17 protein-coding genes and 1 tRNA gene are annotated in these 14,580 nt (G+C 38.1%); 9 read left to right on the top strand and 9 right to left on the bottom strand.

What is annotated here, in order from left to right; genetic code table 11:
- Window positions 1-58 precede the first annotated feature (58 nt).
- The 3 genes from MM236_RS11385 to MM236_RS11395 all read left to right on the top strand — a co-directional run bounded on the left by MM236_RS11385 (window position 59) and on the right by MM236_RS11395 (window position 1,732).
- Window positions 59-928: a mechanosensitive ion channel family protein gene (locus MM236_RS11385; protein WP_241275110.1), complete on the top strand. Its 870-nt coding sequence runs from the start codon at window positions 59-61 to the stop codon at window positions 926-928.
- Entirely contained in the window at window positions 912-1,247 is a 336-nt protein-coding gene (locus MM236_RS11390) for an MGMT family protein (protein WP_241275111.1), read from the top strand. The genes MM236_RS11385 and MM236_RS11390 overlap by 17 nt, the downstream gene beginning before the upstream one ends.
- Before the next feature lie 119 nt (window positions 1,248-1,366).
- Window positions 1,367-1,732, top strand: a complete 366-nt coding sequence (locus MM236_RS11395; protein ID WP_241275112.1) for a helix-turn-helix domain-containing protein — start codon at window positions 1,367-1,369, stop codon at window positions 1,730-1,732.
- Here MM236_RS11395 and MM236_RS11400 read toward each other — a convergent pair whose 3' ends face one another.
- On the bottom strand, window positions 1,733-3,175 hold the full coding sequence (locus MM236_RS11400; RefSeq protein ID WP_241275113.1) for a sodium:solute symporter: 1,443 nt from the start codon (window positions 3,173-3,175) through the stop codon (window positions 1,733-1,735). It abuts the gene before it with no gap.
- Window positions 3,176-3,229: 54 nt separating this feature from the next.
- Between MM236_RS11400 and MM236_RS11405 the strand changes: the two genes are divergently transcribed.
- The 5 genes from MM236_RS11405 (at window position 3,230) to MM236_RS11425 (ending at window position 5,160) form a co-directional block, all read left to right on the top strand.
- Window positions 3,230-3,523: an ATP-dependent Clp protease adaptor ClpS gene (locus tag MM236_RS11405; RefSeq protein ID WP_241275114.1), complete on the top strand. Its 294-nt coding sequence runs from the start codon at window positions 3,230-3,232 to the stop codon at window positions 3,521-3,523.
- 11 nt (window positions 3,524-3,534) lie between these two features.
- Window positions 3,535-4,155, top strand: coding sequence for a recombination mediator RecR (recR, locus tag MM236_RS11410; protein WP_241275115.1), 621 nt, complete (start codon window positions 3,535-3,537; stop codon window positions 4,153-4,155).
- Between the two features lie 228 nt (window positions 4,156-4,383).
- A tRNA-Ala gene (locus tag MM236_RS11415) sits at window positions 4,384-4,457 on the top strand.
- A 61-nt stretch (window positions 4,458-4,518) separates the two neighbouring features.
- Window positions 4,519-4,776 (top strand): GIY-YIG nuclease family protein, encoded by a 258-nt coding sequence (locus tag MM236_RS11420; protein ID WP_241275116.1) that lies wholly within the window; start codon window positions 4,519-4,521, stop codon window positions 4,774-4,776.
- A gap of 117 nt (window positions 4,777-4,893) precedes the next feature.
- A complete protein-coding gene (locus tag MM236_RS11425) occupies window positions 4,894-5,160 on the top strand; it encodes a GIY-YIG nuclease family protein (RefSeq protein WP_241275117.1) in 267 nt (88 codons plus the stop codon).
- Here MM236_RS11425 and MM236_RS11430 read toward each other — a convergent pair.
- Both MM236_RS11430 and MM236_RS11435 read right to left on the bottom strand, forming a co-directional pair.
- A complete protein-coding gene (locus MM236_RS11430) occupies window positions 5,064-5,636 on the bottom strand; it encodes a pyridoxamine 5'-phosphate oxidase family protein (RefSeq protein ID WP_241275118.1) in 573 nt (190 codons plus the stop codon). The genes MM236_RS11425 and MM236_RS11430 overlap by 97 nt on opposite strands.
- On the bottom strand, window positions 5,636-5,818 hold the full coding sequence (locus MM236_RS11435; RefSeq protein WP_241275119.1) for a CPXCG motif-containing cysteine-rich protein: 183 nt from the start codon (window positions 5,816-5,818) through the stop codon (window positions 5,636-5,638). Before MM236_RS11435 ends, MM236_RS11430 begins: the two co-directional genes overlap by 1 nt.
- 231 nt (window positions 5,819-6,049) lie before the next feature.
- Between MM236_RS11435 and MM236_RS11440 the strand changes: the two genes are divergently transcribed.
- Window positions 6,050-7,186, top strand: a complete 1,137-nt coding sequence (locus tag MM236_RS11440; protein WP_241275120.1) for an ATP-binding protein — start codon at window positions 6,050-6,052, stop codon at window positions 7,184-7,186.
- Window positions 7,187-7,329: 143 nt separating this feature from the next.
- Here MM236_RS11440 and argJ read toward each other — a convergent pair whose 3' ends face one another.
- From argJ to MM236_RS11470, 6 genes are all read right to left on the bottom strand, one after another.
- The gene (gene argJ, locus MM236_RS11445) at window positions 7,330-8,541 is read right to left on the bottom strand and encodes a bifunctional glutamate N-acetyltransferase/amino-acid acetyltransferase ArgJ (RefSeq protein WP_241275121.1); all 1,212 of its coding nucleotides are present in this window, start codon (window positions 8,539-8,541) and stop codon (window positions 7,330-7,332) included.
- A gap of 9 nt (window positions 8,542-8,550) precedes the next feature.
- Entirely contained in the window at window positions 8,551-9,594 is a 1,044-nt protein-coding gene (argC, locus tag MM236_RS11450) for an N-acetyl-gamma-glutamyl-phosphate reductase (protein WP_241275122.1), read from the bottom strand.
- A complete protein-coding gene (locus tag MM236_RS11455; protein ID WP_241275123.1) occupies window positions 9,587-10,786 on the bottom strand; it encodes an aspartate aminotransferase family protein in 1,200 nt (399 codons plus the stop codon). The genes argC and MM236_RS11455 overlap by 8 nt, the downstream gene beginning before the upstream one ends.
- Entirely contained in the window at window positions 10,787-11,614 is an 828-nt protein-coding gene (argB, locus tag MM236_RS11460; protein ID WP_241275124.1) for an acetylglutamate kinase, read from the bottom strand.
- 540 nt (window positions 11,615-12,154) lie between these two features.
- A complete protein-coding gene (locus MM236_RS11465; protein ID WP_241275125.1) occupies window positions 12,155-12,847 on the bottom strand; it encodes a response regulator transcription factor in 693 nt (230 codons plus the stop codon).
- Window positions 12,844-14,550 carry a sensor histidine kinase gene (locus tag MM236_RS11470; RefSeq protein ID WP_241275126.1) on the bottom strand — a complete coding sequence of 569 codons (1,707 nt, stop codon included), beginning with the start codon at window positions 14,548-14,550 and terminating at the stop codon, window positions 12,844-12,846. Before MM236_RS11470 ends, MM236_RS11465 begins: the two co-directional genes overlap by 4 nt.
- Between the last annotated feature and the right edge of the window lie 30 nt (window positions 14,551-14,580).

Below are 14,580 nucleotides of genomic sequence, written 5' to 3' on the forward strand. Positions count from 1 at the left end.
GTTTATTATTATGTTTGCATTATAATCTAAAATTAAAGGTAAATTTCTCGAAAGCCTTATGAATTTAAAAAAATCAGCTGCCCAAGTCATAGAAAATAAAAAGAGAAGGGTGTTTTTAATCAAATTGGCCATTTTTCTGCTATTATTAATTTTAATTCCCATCTTTCAGACATTTGTTTTAGATAATTACTTTATCAAGCAATTGTTTGCTTCACTGCTATTTTTATTGGGGTCTAACTTGATTATTTCTCTTGCTAGAATGATAACGGCTAGATTTTACATGCGGAAAATCAAAGAGGATAGGGTGCATGGAAATTTCCTTTTGGGAATTACTTGGATTTCAAACATTCTCAATGCTATTGTCTTCATTATTGCAATCATGTTCCTTTTTGCCATCAATCCACTGGAATTTCTAACCAGTCTTACGATAGTAGCTGCAGCAATTGCAATCTTGAGTAAAGAATATGTGACAAATATGATTAATGGTTTGATCATCATGTTTACAGATCAATTTTCTTTGGGAGACAAAATCAAAATAGGTGATAATATTGGAACAATTTCAGATATTACTTTACTTAATTTGGTTTTGAAAAATGATAATGATGACTTGATCATAATTCCAAATAACCTAGTGCTCTCTGCTCAAGTTATCAATCAAAACCCCTCAAAAAAGAAAGTTCAAATATTCTTTGAAGTTCCATTGGGTACTATTCTATCTACAAATGAAATAGAGGAAGCGATATCTTCTTATTTATTGGAGAAAGTTGATGATGTGGCTCAGCTCAATCTTTCTGTAATTTTATCAGATCTATTGAAAGATTGTAAGAAATTTGAGATCAAAGTCCATACAAAACCTTCTGAAGAACAGAAAATAGAGAGGATCATAAAGGAAGCTTTGTTGTTATATATAGATGAAATCAAAAAGTGAGAATTATTTTGACCAAGTTTTTCAGGTCGTAAGGTTGATTCCTTATGGTAGAGTCACTTCTTATGGAGCCATTGCAAATTATCTAGGGTTAAAAAGCGGAGCTAGAATGGTAGGGTATGCAATGAATGCTTCCCACTCACAAAATGATATACCGGCACATAGGGTGGTCAACAGAAATGGGATGTTGACGGGGAAACATCATTTCCAATATCCCCACCAAATGCAAGACTTACTAGAAAAAGAGGGGATTTTACTACAAAATGATAAAATTGTTAATTTTGACAAAGTTTTTTGGGATCCAACAAAGTGCCTTTTATAAGTAAAAAAGACCGTTTTATTGAAAAATAAATATAAAATTATTTTTTTTTCGACATTTTTTTACAGTTTTTGATTTTTGAGTATGCTTTTTGCAAAAAGTACCACAAATGATAAATAAGTATGGAAACTGAATTAAAAAGTCACATCGCAGAGAACCTTAGAAAACACAGGGTTTTAAGAGGTTATACTCAGGAGTATATCGCTGAGTATTTAGGGAAAAGAGATTACACTGCATATTCAAGATATGAGCAAGGAAGATCTAATCTCAAAATGGAAGATGCTATCAAGCTTGCCAATCTATATGAAGTAGATGTACAGGAATTGATTTCTGTTACACCATCTGTTTCTTCCTTTACGGAGAATCCAAGAAAAAACAGCGGTTCTGTATCTATCTTAGTTGATTTGGATGGTTCTAGCAACACATTGGAAAGCAATATCAACAAGTTGAAAAGAATCAATGACTTGCTGGCAAAGCAGGAGATTTGATTATCTTTTTCTAATCAGATAGAGTCCCATAAACATCAATATTCCATTGAGAATGAGTGCTTCAAAGCCAAATTTATAACCCCAAAAAAGGGCTTCTGAATTTTGGCTGATGATGAATGTAAGAACTGGTGCGGAAACTGCAAGAAATGGCACAAAAATGTCCTTTACTTGGTGTTTGGTAAATAAGCCAAAGGCGTACAATCCGAGTAAAGGGCCATATGTGTATCCTGCAATTACAAAAACTGCATTAATTACACTTTGGTCATTGATCCACCGAAACATGATGATCACGAGAAACATCAGAAATGTAAACCCCAAATGCACTTTCTTTCTCAAATTTACTTGTTGGGCTTTTGGGTATTTTTTTTCAATTTCCAAGAAATCATAACAAAATGAAGTGGTAAGTGCCGTCAAAGTGGAATCAGCACTGGAATAGGCTGCGGCAGTGATCCCTAGTACAAATACAATCCCTGCAAAAGCTGTAAATTCTGTAGTCGCCAAAAATGGGTACAAATCATCTGTTCTGGTTGGAATAGCTATTCCATTGGTTTCGGCATACAGATACAACAGAATGCCTAAGGAAAGAAACAAGAGGTTTACAAATACCAATATTATTGTAAACCAAAGCATATTCTTCTGTGCATCTCCGATATTCTTACATGTCAGGTTTTTCTGCATCATATCTTGGTCTAGACCAGTCATCACGATTGTGATAAATGCTCCAGAAACAAACTGCTTGAAGAAGTTCTGGCCAGATTGCCAATTCCAGTTGAAGATTTCTGATCTTGAATCAGTAGCAATTACCCCAATGTACTCCGAAATTGTATCGATACCCAAGTCTTTTCCAATAAGATAGATGCTGGTCAATACTGCGGCAAGCATAAAGAACGTTTGTAAGGTATCGGTCCATACCACAGTTTTGATTCCACCTCGATGTGTGTAAAGCCAAATGAGAGACACGGTGATCAAGACAGAAACCCAAAATGGAATTTCCCAACGGTCGAATAATATCAATTGAAGTACACCAGCGACCAAGAAGACTCTTATTGAAGATCCTAATGTACGGGAAAGTATAAAGAAAAATGCACCAGATTTATAGGACCAAAACCCAAATCTGTCTTCAAGATAGGCATAAATGGAGACCAAGTTTAGTCTGTAGTAGAGAGGCAGTAATACTTTGGCAATTACAAAATACCCTAGGGTGTAACCCATGACTACTTGGAAGTAATAAAAGTTGCTGTTGCCTACTTCACCCGGCACAGAGATAAAAGTGACCCCAGAAAGAGAGGCTCCGATCATCCCAAAAGCAACCAAAAACCAAGGGGACTGTCTGTCTCCCGTGAAAAAGGTATCTTTGGAAATGTTTCTTGAAGTAAACCACGATATCAAAAACAACAGCCCAAAGTATGATGTTATGACGATAAGAACTAAATTTGAATCCATAGAGAATCTAGGTAATTAGCATGCTAAATTGTCTATAATAATTAAATTTGCAAAATGAATCAACAAACACAAGCACATCCGGAGTTAGACGAGGTCGAAATTCTGCTCGAGGATTTGATAGATATTGAGGAGAGTGACCTTGTTGTATTCAATGATGATTTCAATACATTCGAACATGTTACCAAGATTTTGGTAAAGGTTTGCCAGCATACCACAGAGCAGGCAGAGCAATGTACGCTGATTATCCATTACAAAGGTAAATGTGCTGTCAAAAAAGGCAGCAAAGAAAAATTAAAACCGATGTGTCAAGCGATCCTTGATGCAGGGATCCAAGCAGCCATTCTTTAAATTGCAGATAAGTGAATTTTCCCTCAAAGTTAATAGAAGATGCTGTCAATGAGATCAGCCGACTTCCAGGTATTGGAAAGAAAACTGCATTGAGGCTTGCATTACATTTGCTAAAGCAGAAAGAATCGGTTACAGAATCCCTATCATCTTCTATTATGAAGCTGAGGTCAGAGATCAAATACTGTGAGATATGCCACAATGTTTCTGACGCATTGGAATGCAGTATCTGTACCAGTCAAAGGAGAGATCGAAGAATAATCTGCTTGGTAGAAGAGATCCCAGATGTATTGGCAATAGAAAACACATCCCAATACAATGGATTATACCATGTGCTGGGGGGCGTGATTTCCCCCATCCAAGGAATAGGGCCTGATGAATTGAAAATAGAATCACTTCTGAAAAGAATCGAGAATCCCAAAGATGGAGAAAAAGTGCAGGAAGTAATTTTGGCATTGCCTACAACTATGGAAGGTGATACCACTGCATTTTTTATCACCAGAAAACTCAAAGAGCTCGGTGTATCCGTAAGTACGATTGCAAGAGGCATTCCTGTGGGAGGTGAATTGGAATATACAGATGAAGTGACTTTGGGTAGAAGTATCCTGACAAGGATAAATTATTCAGCCGAGTAGATATTTCCTTTGGTGAATAGAAAAGCCTTTCTATATTTGCACTCCGATTAATGGGGGATTAGCTTCCCGAAATGCTTCGGGACTAGAGCGTCCCGACAGGAGTCGGGAAGATCACGGGTTATTCGTTAAATTAATATAAATAAAGAAGGGGGATTAGCTCAGTTGGCTAGAGCGTCCCGACAGGCGTCGGGAAGACCACGGGTTACTCGTTAAATTAATAAAAATAAAGGGGGATTAGCTCAGTTGGCTAGAGCGCTACACTGGCAGTGTAGAGGCCACCGGTTCGAATCCGGTATTCTCCACAATTAAGTGCTTAATTTTCTTGTTTTAAGATAGTTAAGTTTTTTTACTTTTTTCTCAATAATGTATTTTGTATATATTTTATATTCGGCCAAGACCGACCGTTATTATGTAGGGTCAACGAATGATCTTGAAAAAAGGCTCAGACATCACAATCTTGGCCTGACGCCATCTACAAAGTCAGGTTCTCCAAGTTGGGAATTGGTTTATCATGAAGTTTTGGCTAACAGGACGACGGCTTTGAAAAGAGAGCTGGAAATCAAAAAAAAGAAGAGTAGAAAGTACATTCTTTGGCTTATAGAAAATAGGTCAATTGGCTAGATCGTCCCGATAGGCATCGGGGAGGCCGCCGGTTCGTCCCGAAATCCTTCGGGACTCCACAATTAAGTCATTAACTGTCTTATTTTAAAATAGTTAGGTTTTTATTTTTTCTCAATAATGTATTTTGTATATGTTTTATCTTCAACCAAGACTGATCGATACTATGTTAGGTCAACGAATGATCTTGAAAAAAGGCTCAGACTTCACAATCTTGGGCTGATACCATCGACTAAAGGAGGTTCTCCCGAATGGAAGTTGGTATTTCATGAAGTTTTGAAAACAGTTATTTACGGAGCGATCCAATTCATGTCCCACTCTCCTTCTGATTTGGAAAATTCTACACGCAGGTGCTCCTGTGCATTGAGTTGCAAGGCATCTATGTAGTATGGGGAGATCTTGATGACGGTGAAATTTTCGTCATCCATGGTTTCTGGCCATTGATGGGCGGCTTCTGGATTTGCTATTCTGCTTCCAGGTGCAATCTGTGGGGTATATGCTTTTTTTGCCTCACCTTGGACTTTTGACCACATCTTACTGCTTAATTCATCTTTTCTGTGAATTGTCGCCAATCCTTTGATCCTAACCTGAACTCGTTTTGAAGGGTGGTACATTAGCAATGCAACTTTTGGATTTGTGTCAGCATGCAACACTTTTCTAGTCCTAGCATCACTGAATATGTAAAAATTCAGATCATCATCTATTTCTCTTAATACCACACATCTCAAATCTAGGTCTTCGTCGGTCTGTGTCGCTAATGAAACATATCTAAAGGGATGCTTGCTATCCAAAACACCTCTATGCAATTCATGCCTGACGGTATGAAATATTTCTGAAAGGGATTCTTGGTCGTGAAATAACATTATTGTTCTATTGAATTGGCTTCAAAATAAACTAGCTCACCTTCTTCTACCACAAAATCCACATTTATTGGGTTGCAACACACCTCACAATCTTCAATGTATTGTTGCTTTGTGACAGATTGATCCAGTAACATGGATATCTCTGCTCCGCAATATGGGCAAAAGAAAAAGTGTTCGATCATGTATATGTAACTTTATATCCTTTTAAAGGTTTGAGGTTAAAGAGAATTTTGTAATCACATGTCTTTACTCCTAAAGATATAAATGACTCAATTAATGTAAATTCAGTCAGATTGATGACGTAATTAATGTAAAATCAGTCAGTTTTATGACGTAATTAATGTAAATTTAGTCAGCATACTTGCTAATTTTTCAAAATTGAGCTTACTTTGTGTTGATAAACAGTCTATTGAATGAATTATCCGAGAGCGATATTGCCATTGTTTCAAAAAAAGCTTCGACCCAACAAGGTCGTATTACTAATAGGCCCAAGAAGGGTGGGAAAGACTGTGTTTATCAAAAGCTTTTTGGATTCTCTACCAAAAGAAAAATGTCTTGTCCTCAACGGGGATGATGTCTTGGATGTGGCATTGTTGAAAGAAAGGTCTGTACCCAATTACCAGCGGCTTTTGGATGGAAAAGAATATTTGATAATTGACGAGGCACAGCATATTCCTGATATTGGAATGATCTTAAAGTTGATTGTCGATGCCATTGATGGTATCAAAGTGGTAGCTTCTGGATCTTCTGCTTTTGATCTCTATCATCAAGTAGGAGAACCATTGGTTGGCAGGAAAAGTACACTTTACTTTTACCCTTTGGCACAAATGGAAATCGGAAAACAGGAAGATTTTCGCTCAACAGTAGCCAAAAGGGAAGAAAGATTGATATTTGGGTCTTATCCGGAAATGGAGCAATATCCTGACTGGAAAGATAAAATAGCATATCTGAATGAAGTCATGAATGATTATTTGCTGAAGGATATTTTAATCTATGACGGCTTGAGGAGTTCTGACAAGCTTTTTTCATTACTGAAGTTGATAGCTTTCCAAGTAGGTAAAGAAGTTTCTCTGGATGAGATTGGGCGACAATTGGGAATGTCAAAGAACACGGTAGAGCGCTACTTGGATCTTTTGTCGAAGGTTTTTGTATTGTATAAAGTCGGAGGTTTCAGCAAAAATCTTCGCAAGGAAGTTTCCAAAAGCAGTAGATGGTATTTTTATGATAACGGAATCAGAAATGCAATCATCCAAAACTTCCATAAATTGGATATGAGGATGGATGTGGGGGAGTTATGGGGAAATTATTTAGCTTCCGAAAGGCTCAAATACCAAAGCTATCATCTGCTTCACTACAACAATTACTTTTGGAGAACTTATGATCAGCAAGAGCTTGATTGGGTAGAAGAAGACGGTGATCTGCTTCGTGGAGTTGAGTTTAAGTATAAGCTAAGCAAAAAAGTAAAACCGCCAGCTGCTTGGACCAAAGCTTACCCAAACGCGGATTTTCAGGTGATCCATCAGGATAATTACCTTGATTGGATAGTCTAGTGCTTTTTAAAGAGATAAAACGTTAAACGTGAGGCACGCTTAACGTTTTAACGCTTAATATTGAACATGCTGTCCAGATGCTTGCTGGGAACCTAGATAAAACTTATATGTAAATTCTAGATTGACATAGTACTAGTGTCTGATCATGTCGTATATACAGAATTGAAGAGTACATAGTCTGTAGTGAGGTCAGAACCCCAGCCCATGCCTTCTTCCCTTCCATTGTTGACTTCTAGGTGGATTCTGATCTGAGATTCCCTTAGTAGCTTTTTGATGTAGTTTTTATCTATAGGAAGGGGCTGTCCTTTTTCCAATACTTGGATCAAATGCTCCGAATCGCCGATAAATAGATTTACTTTTTTGTAATTGAAATTTATTCCTGCATTGCCACAAGCCGCGATAATCCTTCCCCAATTTGGGTCTCTACCAAACATGGCTGTTTTCACCAAGGTAGAATCGGAAATTGCTCTTACTAGTTTTCTGGCTGTCTCTTCTGTTCTGGCTTTGGTCACTTTATATTCGATGAATTTTGAAGCACCTTCACCATCTGACACGATCAATTTGGCTAGATGCGTCATCAATTCCAGTAATTTTCCCCGAAAAATAATATATCCAGGATCGGTTTCTGTAAAGATTATCTTGTTTTCCGCCATGCCATTGGCCATGATCGCTACCATGTCATTCGTGGAGGTGTCTCCATCGACGGTGATCATATTGAAAGTCCTATCTACACAATATCGCAAAGCTTGATCTAAGAGATTTTTTTCAATATTGAGATCAGTAACTATGAAATTCAGCATGGTAGCCATATTTGGATGGATCATGCCAGAGCCTTTGGCTACTCCTCCCATATTGATTTCTTTCCCGTCATGCTCAAACTCAACAAAACCCTCTTTTGCAAAAGTGTCTGTAGTAAGGATAGCATTTGCTACAAAAGAACCTGCTTTGGGTTCATCACTGAGTTTGTGGATATTATTTCTGATTCCTTCCACCACATCTTCGGTAGGAAATCGTTCTCCGATCAATCCTGTGGAGGCAATAATCACATCGTCCTCTGGTATATTAAGTAGTTCTGCAGTGACTTTCATCATAGCTTCAGCTCCCAATCGGCCTTGTTCTCCAGTACATGCATTGGCATTTCCAGCGTTACATACGATTACTTGAGCTTGTTTATTGATCAGGTTTTTTTCACTGATCTCTACCGGTTCTGCTCTCACTTTGTTTTGGGTAAATACGGCCGCAGCCGCAGCAGGAACCTCAGAATAAATAATTGCCAAATCTCTTCGCATGGATTTCACACCAGTGTGTGCACCCCAGCATTTGATTCCTCTTACATTTGTAATATTCTTAATCATAACTTTTTATTAAGGTCTTAGTGGTATTTGTTGCAAACCTGTTTTTTCTTCGAATCCTAGCATGAGGTTCATATTGTGCACAGCTTGACTTGCAGCACCTTTCAGTAAATTGTCTATTGCCGAAACGACAATCACCCTCTGGGTACGCTCATCCCAAAATGGGAATATATCACAATAGTGGCTTCCTCGGACATCTTTGATTCCCGGAGCCATTTTGCGTAAGCGTACAAACGGCTTTTCTTTGTAGAAATCTTGATAGATTTTGGTGATGCTTTCTTGATCAAGTTTTTGGTTGGTCTTAGCATAAGCTGTCACCAAAATTCCTCTATCTACCGGCAATAAGTGGGGAGTGAACTGGACTTGGATGTTTTGTTTGCCGAGGATAGAAAATTGCTCCTCGATCTCCACAGTATGTCTATGTACTCCAAGCCCGTAAGCTTTGAAGTTTTCATTTACATTGGAAAAATGTGTGGTATCGCTTGCTTTCACACCAGCTCCAGTCAATCCAGACTTGGCATCAATGATCACAGAATCTTCTACGATCAAGCCACTTTGAAAAAGTGGTGCAAGACTCAAGATAGACGCTGTTGGATAGCAGCCAGGGTTGGCGACTAGCGTGCTATTTTTGATCTGATCTGAAAACAGCTCTGGTTGCCCATAGACTGCGTTTTCAAAACCCTTAGTGAATACGTGGTCTTTTTGATACCAAGATTTGTACACTTCAGGACTTGAAAGTCTGAAATCACCAGATAAATCGATGATTTTGCAATTTTTATGTTCCCATTTCTTTACAAAATCCATTGAAATCCCATGTGGGAGTGCCAAAAATAGTACATCCACTTCTGAATTTTCTATTACATCGGCACTTTCCAATTGCTGATCCAGAATACCAAGAAACTGCGGATGCAGGTCAGAAAACAACTTTCCTTTATGCGTTTCTGAAGTGATATGCTTGATCGTAATCTCAGGGTGCTGACAGAGTAATCGGGCCAATTCAGATCCAGTAAACCCTGTTGCTCCAATTATTCCAATTCTATATTTCTTATTATGCATTTGTCATTTCTTTTTTGATAATGAATACCTTTTCCAAAGCAAGCAGGAAAGATTCTAGCTCCTCTTGGCTAATATTCAATGCAGGTACCAAGCGCAAAACATTTACAGCAGTCGCATTGGCTACAAATCCTTCTTTTAGTAAGAGCTGCATGAATGGGAGAGCGGGTTCATCAAGTTCTATTCCTATCATAAGACCCATTCCACGGACTTCAGTGATAGTGGTATATTTTTCTTTAAGATGATTTAGTTTAGTTATCAGCCATTCGCCTTTCTCTTTTGCGGCTTTGGTGAGATTTTCTTCTACAATAACTTTGAGCGTAGCCATAGATGCGGAAGCAGCCAAAGGATTGCCTCCGAAAGTAGTTCCATGATCTCCGAATTGAATCGCTCCGGCGATTTTCTCATTGCAAAGGAAAGCTCCAATAGGCATTCCACCTCCAAGCCCTTTGGCAGAAGTTAGAATATCCGGCTGCACTTCGTAATGATCTTTGGCAAACCAATTGCCAGTTCTTCCGATTCCGGATTGGATCTCATCAAATATCAAAGCGATGTTGTTTTCATCACAAATCTTCCTTAAGCCTTCCAGATAGGTCTTGTCAGCAAGTCTAATTCCTCCTTCACCTTGTATTGGTTCGACGATGATTCCCGCCACTTCATCAGAAATCTCTGCTTTGATTGCATCCAGATCATTGAAAGGTACTTGTGAGAAGCCATGTGGAATAGGACCGAAACCTTCTTGGTATTTGGGTTGTCCTGTAGCGATTGTGGCGAGTGTTCTGCCATGAAAGGAGTTTTTCATGGAGATGATTTTTCCTCCTCTTCCTATGCTGTGTGCATATCGTCTTGCGATTTTGATTGCTCCTTCTACAGATTCTGCACCACTATTGGTGAAAAATACCCTGTCTAAGCCAGATATTTTGACAAGCAACTCCGACAAGGCAACTTGAATTGGGCTGACGAAAAAATTGCTGATGTGCATTAATTCCGCTGCTTGATCCTGAATTGCTTTTACAACTTTCGGATGACAGTGTCCAACATTTGTCACAGCGATTCCTGCAAGCATATCGATATACTCTTTGTCTTCAATGTCCCACAGTCTACTTCCTTTTCCCCTCACAAACGTGATGGGGATTCTATTGAAAGTCGGTAGATAGTATTGTTTGTCAATAAGATGTAAGTCTTTATTTTCCATTTATTTTTGTGAAATTGTTGTTCCTGATTTAAGTTTGTTTTCGAAAAAATCCAATAGTTGCTTGGGTTTGGTGCCATTGAGAATCAAGGCGTTTTTAACCCCTTTTTTCAGGGCAAGTTCACAAGATTGGATTTTTGGAATCATACCACCTTGGATTATTGATCCGTAATATTTAGGAAGGTCTTCCAAAGAAATATTTGAAATCAAAGATGCTGGGTCGGGGTAGTTTCTATAGAGCCCATCTACATCCGTCAAAGAGACATAGTAATCAACATCAAGGGCTGCGCCGATTTCTCCGGCAAAATCATCTGCGTTGATATTATACACTAAACCATCTTCGTCTGCACCGAGACAAGCGATGACTGGAGTGAAATTTTGATTTAAAAGCGTATTGATGAGTGAGGTATCAACTGACTTAACCTGTCCGACCCTACCGAGATCAATTTCGTCGATTATTCCGTTTTCGGTAGTTTTTTGGAGTTTTTTCTTTTCTACTCGTACCATTTCACAGTCTAGACCAGATAGGCCTACTGCTGAAAGTTGGTGCTGTGAAAAAAGGTGTGTTAAGTCTGAATTGACTTCTCCAATAAGGGTTTTTTGTATTTCTTCAAGAGCCTCAGGGCTAGTTTGGCGTTGTCCTTCAATAAACTCGGAGGCTATTTTTGCCTTTTCTAGTGCATTATTAATAAATGGACCTCCTCCATGGACTAGGGTGATCTGGTGTCCTGCTTTTTTGAGGAGAAAAAGTGCCTGTGCAATTTGTTGTTTGAGTTCTTTGTTGATCATTGCGTTCCCACCGTATTTGATGAGAAGCTTTAGAGATTGCATGTTATTGGTGGTTTGATGAGAAGATTGATTTAAAAACAGATGAATTTATAATAATCAAAATTTAATTTTATAAAATCATGTTTTTGTACATTTCCGTATAGAATAACAAATATCATTCCATTGGAGTGAAATATTGTTCTAAATTTCCTCTGTCTTAAGAATCCCTTAGATAGATGAAACCTTGCCTTAGAATAAGCATAGTTTGACTTGTGTTTTGCTTTGGGATTGCTAATTTGGCAGTATGAATTAGACAATTGTTTATTTAAACTTAAAACTATGTCACTATTGGATTTGGGTATAGGAAGTCAAATCAGACATTCAATGTTCTTTTTGCTGACAAAAAAGACCATTTTAAAGGCGCTGGTAAGGAAGATTAACCCTTGTTGTCTATATGATAGTAAAAAAGCTGCCCTTCTAAGACTCCTTATCTTCGAAGGGCAGCATTAGGTATTCTCGACTTTTTTAAATAGAAAAAAAATCTTGAAAGAAATATAAAAGGTTCGCAGTTTTTCCTTTTACTGTTTCGGTTCAAAATGGAGATCATTCAGTCACCACCATTTTGAAACCTTCGCCATGGATGGTGATGATCTGTACTTTTGGATCTTCTTTCAGTATTTTCCTGATTTTGCTCAAATAGACATCCATACTTCGAGCATTGAAATAGCTATCATCCCCCCAAATTTGCTTGAGGGCATGGCTTCTGTTTACCAGCTTGTTCATTTCCGAAGCAAGTAGTCTTATCAATTCATTTTCCTTGGAAGTCAATTTGTGTTTTCCTGAAGGTCCTTCTATCTGTTGCTCGTCGTAGTGAAGTGTGAAGTCTCCGAATGTTAGCGTCTTTAAATTATTTGTCTCCTCGCTTTTTAGCGTTCTTTTGAGGATTGCTGAGATTCTTAGCAAAAGCTCCTCCATGCTAAACGGCTTAGTGATGTAATCATCAGCACCGATTTTGAGTCCTTCTATGACATCCTCTTTAAGGTTTTTTGCAGATAGATAGATGATTGGAAGGTCTTCTTGTACTTTTTTGATTTCTTTCCCAAGAGTAAACCCATCTTTTTTTGGCATCATTATGTCCAAGATGCAGAGGTTGAATTTGTCTTTTTTGAACTTGGACCATCCTTCGTCTCCATCTCTGCATAGAGTTGCCTCATAGCCTTTCATAGTTAGGTATTCATTGAGGATATCACCCAAATTTGGGTCATCTTCTACGATCAAAAGTTTAGGCTTGCTCATTGTTTTTTTGGTAGTTTTAAGGTGAAAATACTTCCTTTTCCTGGTTCGCTATTCACTTGGATCTCTCCATGATGTGCTTCTAGCATGGTTTTTACATAAGAAAGTCCAAGTCCAAACCCTTTGACATCATGAAGATTACCTGTAGGTACTCTATAAAATTTATCAAATATTTTTTTCACGGCCTCTTTAGACATTCCGATGCCATTATCTTCTATTGAAATAAAAACTGAGTCGCCTTTGTCCCATGTTTTGATTGAAATAATCGGATGGTCTTTCGCATATTTATTGGCATTATCCAAGAGGTTATTGATCATATGTGAGATATGAAAATAATCCCCTTCCATATATGGGTCTCTCAAATCATTAACTAGCTTGATTTCCCCTTCTTTATTCTCTATTTGAAGTTCAAATTGTTTTTTGGTTGCTTCCAAAAGCTCTTTGATATTAATAGATTCCAATTTTAGTTTAAAGTCTTTTTTGTCTAATGTAGCTGATTGAAGTACTTTTTCTACTTGTGCTCCAAGTCGTTTGTTTTCATCTTTGATAATGTTAAGGTATCTGTTTCGGAAAGTATCTCTATTTGCGAGTTCAGGATCTTGCAAAGCTTCTATCGCCAAGCTAACTGTAGCTATTGGCGTTTTGAACTCGTGTGTCATGTTGTTGATAAAATCATTTTTGATTTCCGACAGGTTTTTTTGTTTGATAATGACTCTGATGGCATAGATAAAACAGAAAATGATTATTCCAATAAATGCCAGCGAACTCAATACAGGCAACCAGATTTGTTGAAGGACATAGATTCTCTTGTTTGGAAAATTTATCAAGAGATAATTTTCCTTACCTACTATGTCACTTGGAAACAACCTAGCTTGCTGTCCGTCCTTGATAAGTTTGAAGATATCATCGATTGGTGTGATAGGGATGACTACACCTTGGTCATTCCTAATGGCAAGGTCAAACGATTGGTTTATCGCCCTTTCACTGAGAGAGGCTGTGAGAAATTTTCTAACCTGGCTCGTGTCCATCCGACTAAAGACATCTTTTTGTCCTTCCAAAAGCTCTTCCATTGCCCTATTCATGGCTTCGATTTTTTCGTTGGTTCGTCTGATTTTTTCAAAAAAATCTTTTGGGATTTCATACTCCCTTTCTATTTCGATTCTTGCAGGCCTTCTTCCCCTGTAAGTGATTTCAATTTGATTCAAATAAGCATATTGTCTCTCTCTTTCCTGCAAAAGGACTTGCATCTCATCCGGGGTCAAAATAGTAGAGGCAGTCTCAGGCGTGAGGTTGTTTAGAAAATTATCCAAATCAGCCAAAATCTCTATACTAAATCCCGAAGCTTCAATAATCCTTTTGAAGCGTTGACTGAATTGAGGAATGGGCTGCTGCATCACCGAGTCCGCAAGCGAAGGTCTTCTTCTCATGATCGGTCTTTGAAGTACTTGAATCTCTATCGGGTCTATTTTCTCAAATAAAGATTGCTGTAGTAAGGTGTCCTTCGCAAGGTGGCTCAGGAATATATCACTCGTTTCGCCCTTGTCTATTTGTTCTATTGTAGCATTTAATGCCTGATAGATATTTTGCTCAAATCTCTCTTCATTTATCCGAAGTGCATTGCTCACCCAATAAAACTGAAACCCGATCAAGCCAAAGCTTGCGAGTGTCATGAGCACAATGATTAACTTCATCTTTGATTTGGACATGTTGCAAATTTAAAGTTTATAATCGTGTCT

It is taken from the genome of Belliella calami (assembly GCF_022549695.1).
Taxonomy (GTDB): Bacteria; Bacteroidota; Bacteroidia; order Cytophagales; family Cyclobacteriaceae; genus Belliella; species Belliella calami.

Coding starts and splice junctions, on each gene's coding strand:
- MM236_RS11385 (WP_241275110.1), top strand. CDS start 59: ATGAATTTAAAAAAATCAGCTGCCCAAGTCATAGAAAATAAAAAGAGA.
- MM236_RS11390 (WP_241275111.1), top strand. CDS start 912: ATGAAATCAAAAAGTGAGAATTATTTTGACCAAGTTTTTCAGGTCGTA.
- MM236_RS11395 (WP_241275112.1), top strand. CDS start 1,367: ATGGAAACTGAATTAAAAAGTCACATCGCAGAGAACCTTAGAAAACAC.
- MM236_RS11400 (WP_241275113.1), bottom strand. CDS start 3,175: ATGGATTCAAATTTAGTTCTTATCGTCATAACATCATACTTTGGGCTG.
- MM236_RS11405 (WP_241275114.1), top strand. CDS start 3,230: ATGAATCAACAAACACAAGCACATCCGGAGTTAGACGAGGTCGAAATT.
- MM236_RS11420 (WP_241275116.1), top strand. CDS start 4,519: ATGTATTTTGTATATATTTTATATTCGGCCAAGACCGACCGTTATTAT.
- MM236_RS11425 (WP_241275117.1), top strand. CDS start 4,894: ATGTATTTTGTATATGTTTTATCTTCAACCAAGACTGATCGATACTAT.
- MM236_RS11430 (WP_241275118.1), bottom strand. CDS start 5,636: ATGTTATTTCACGACCAAGAATCCCTTTCAGAAATATTTCATACCGTC.
- MM236_RS11435 (WP_241275119.1), bottom strand. CDS start 5,818: ATGATCGAACACTTTTTCTTTTGCCCATATTGCGGAGCAGAGATATCC.
- MM236_RS11440 (WP_241275120.1), top strand. CDS start 6,050: ATGAATTATCCGAGAGCGATATTGCCATTGTTTCAAAAAAAGCTTCGA.
- argJ (WP_241275121.1), bottom strand. CDS start 8,541: ATGATTAAGAATATTACAAATGTAAGAGGAATCAAATGCTGGGGTGCA.
- argC (WP_241275122.1), bottom strand. CDS start 9,594: ATGCATAATAAGAAATATAGAATTGGAATAATTGGAGCAACAGGGTTT.
- MM236_RS11455 (WP_241275123.1), bottom strand. CDS start 10,786: ATGGAAAATAAAGACTTACATCTTATTGACAAACAATACTATCTACCG.
- argB (WP_241275124.1), bottom strand. CDS start 11,614: ATGCAATCTCTAAAGCTTCTCATCAAATACGGTGGGAACGCAATGATC.
- MM236_RS11465 (WP_241275125.1), bottom strand. CDS start 12,847: ATGAGCAAGCCTAAACTTTTGATCGTAGAAGATGACCCAAATTTGGGT.
- MM236_RS11470 (WP_241275126.1), bottom strand. CDS start 14,550: ATGTCCAAATCAAAGATGAAGTTAATCATTGTGCTCATGACACTCGCA.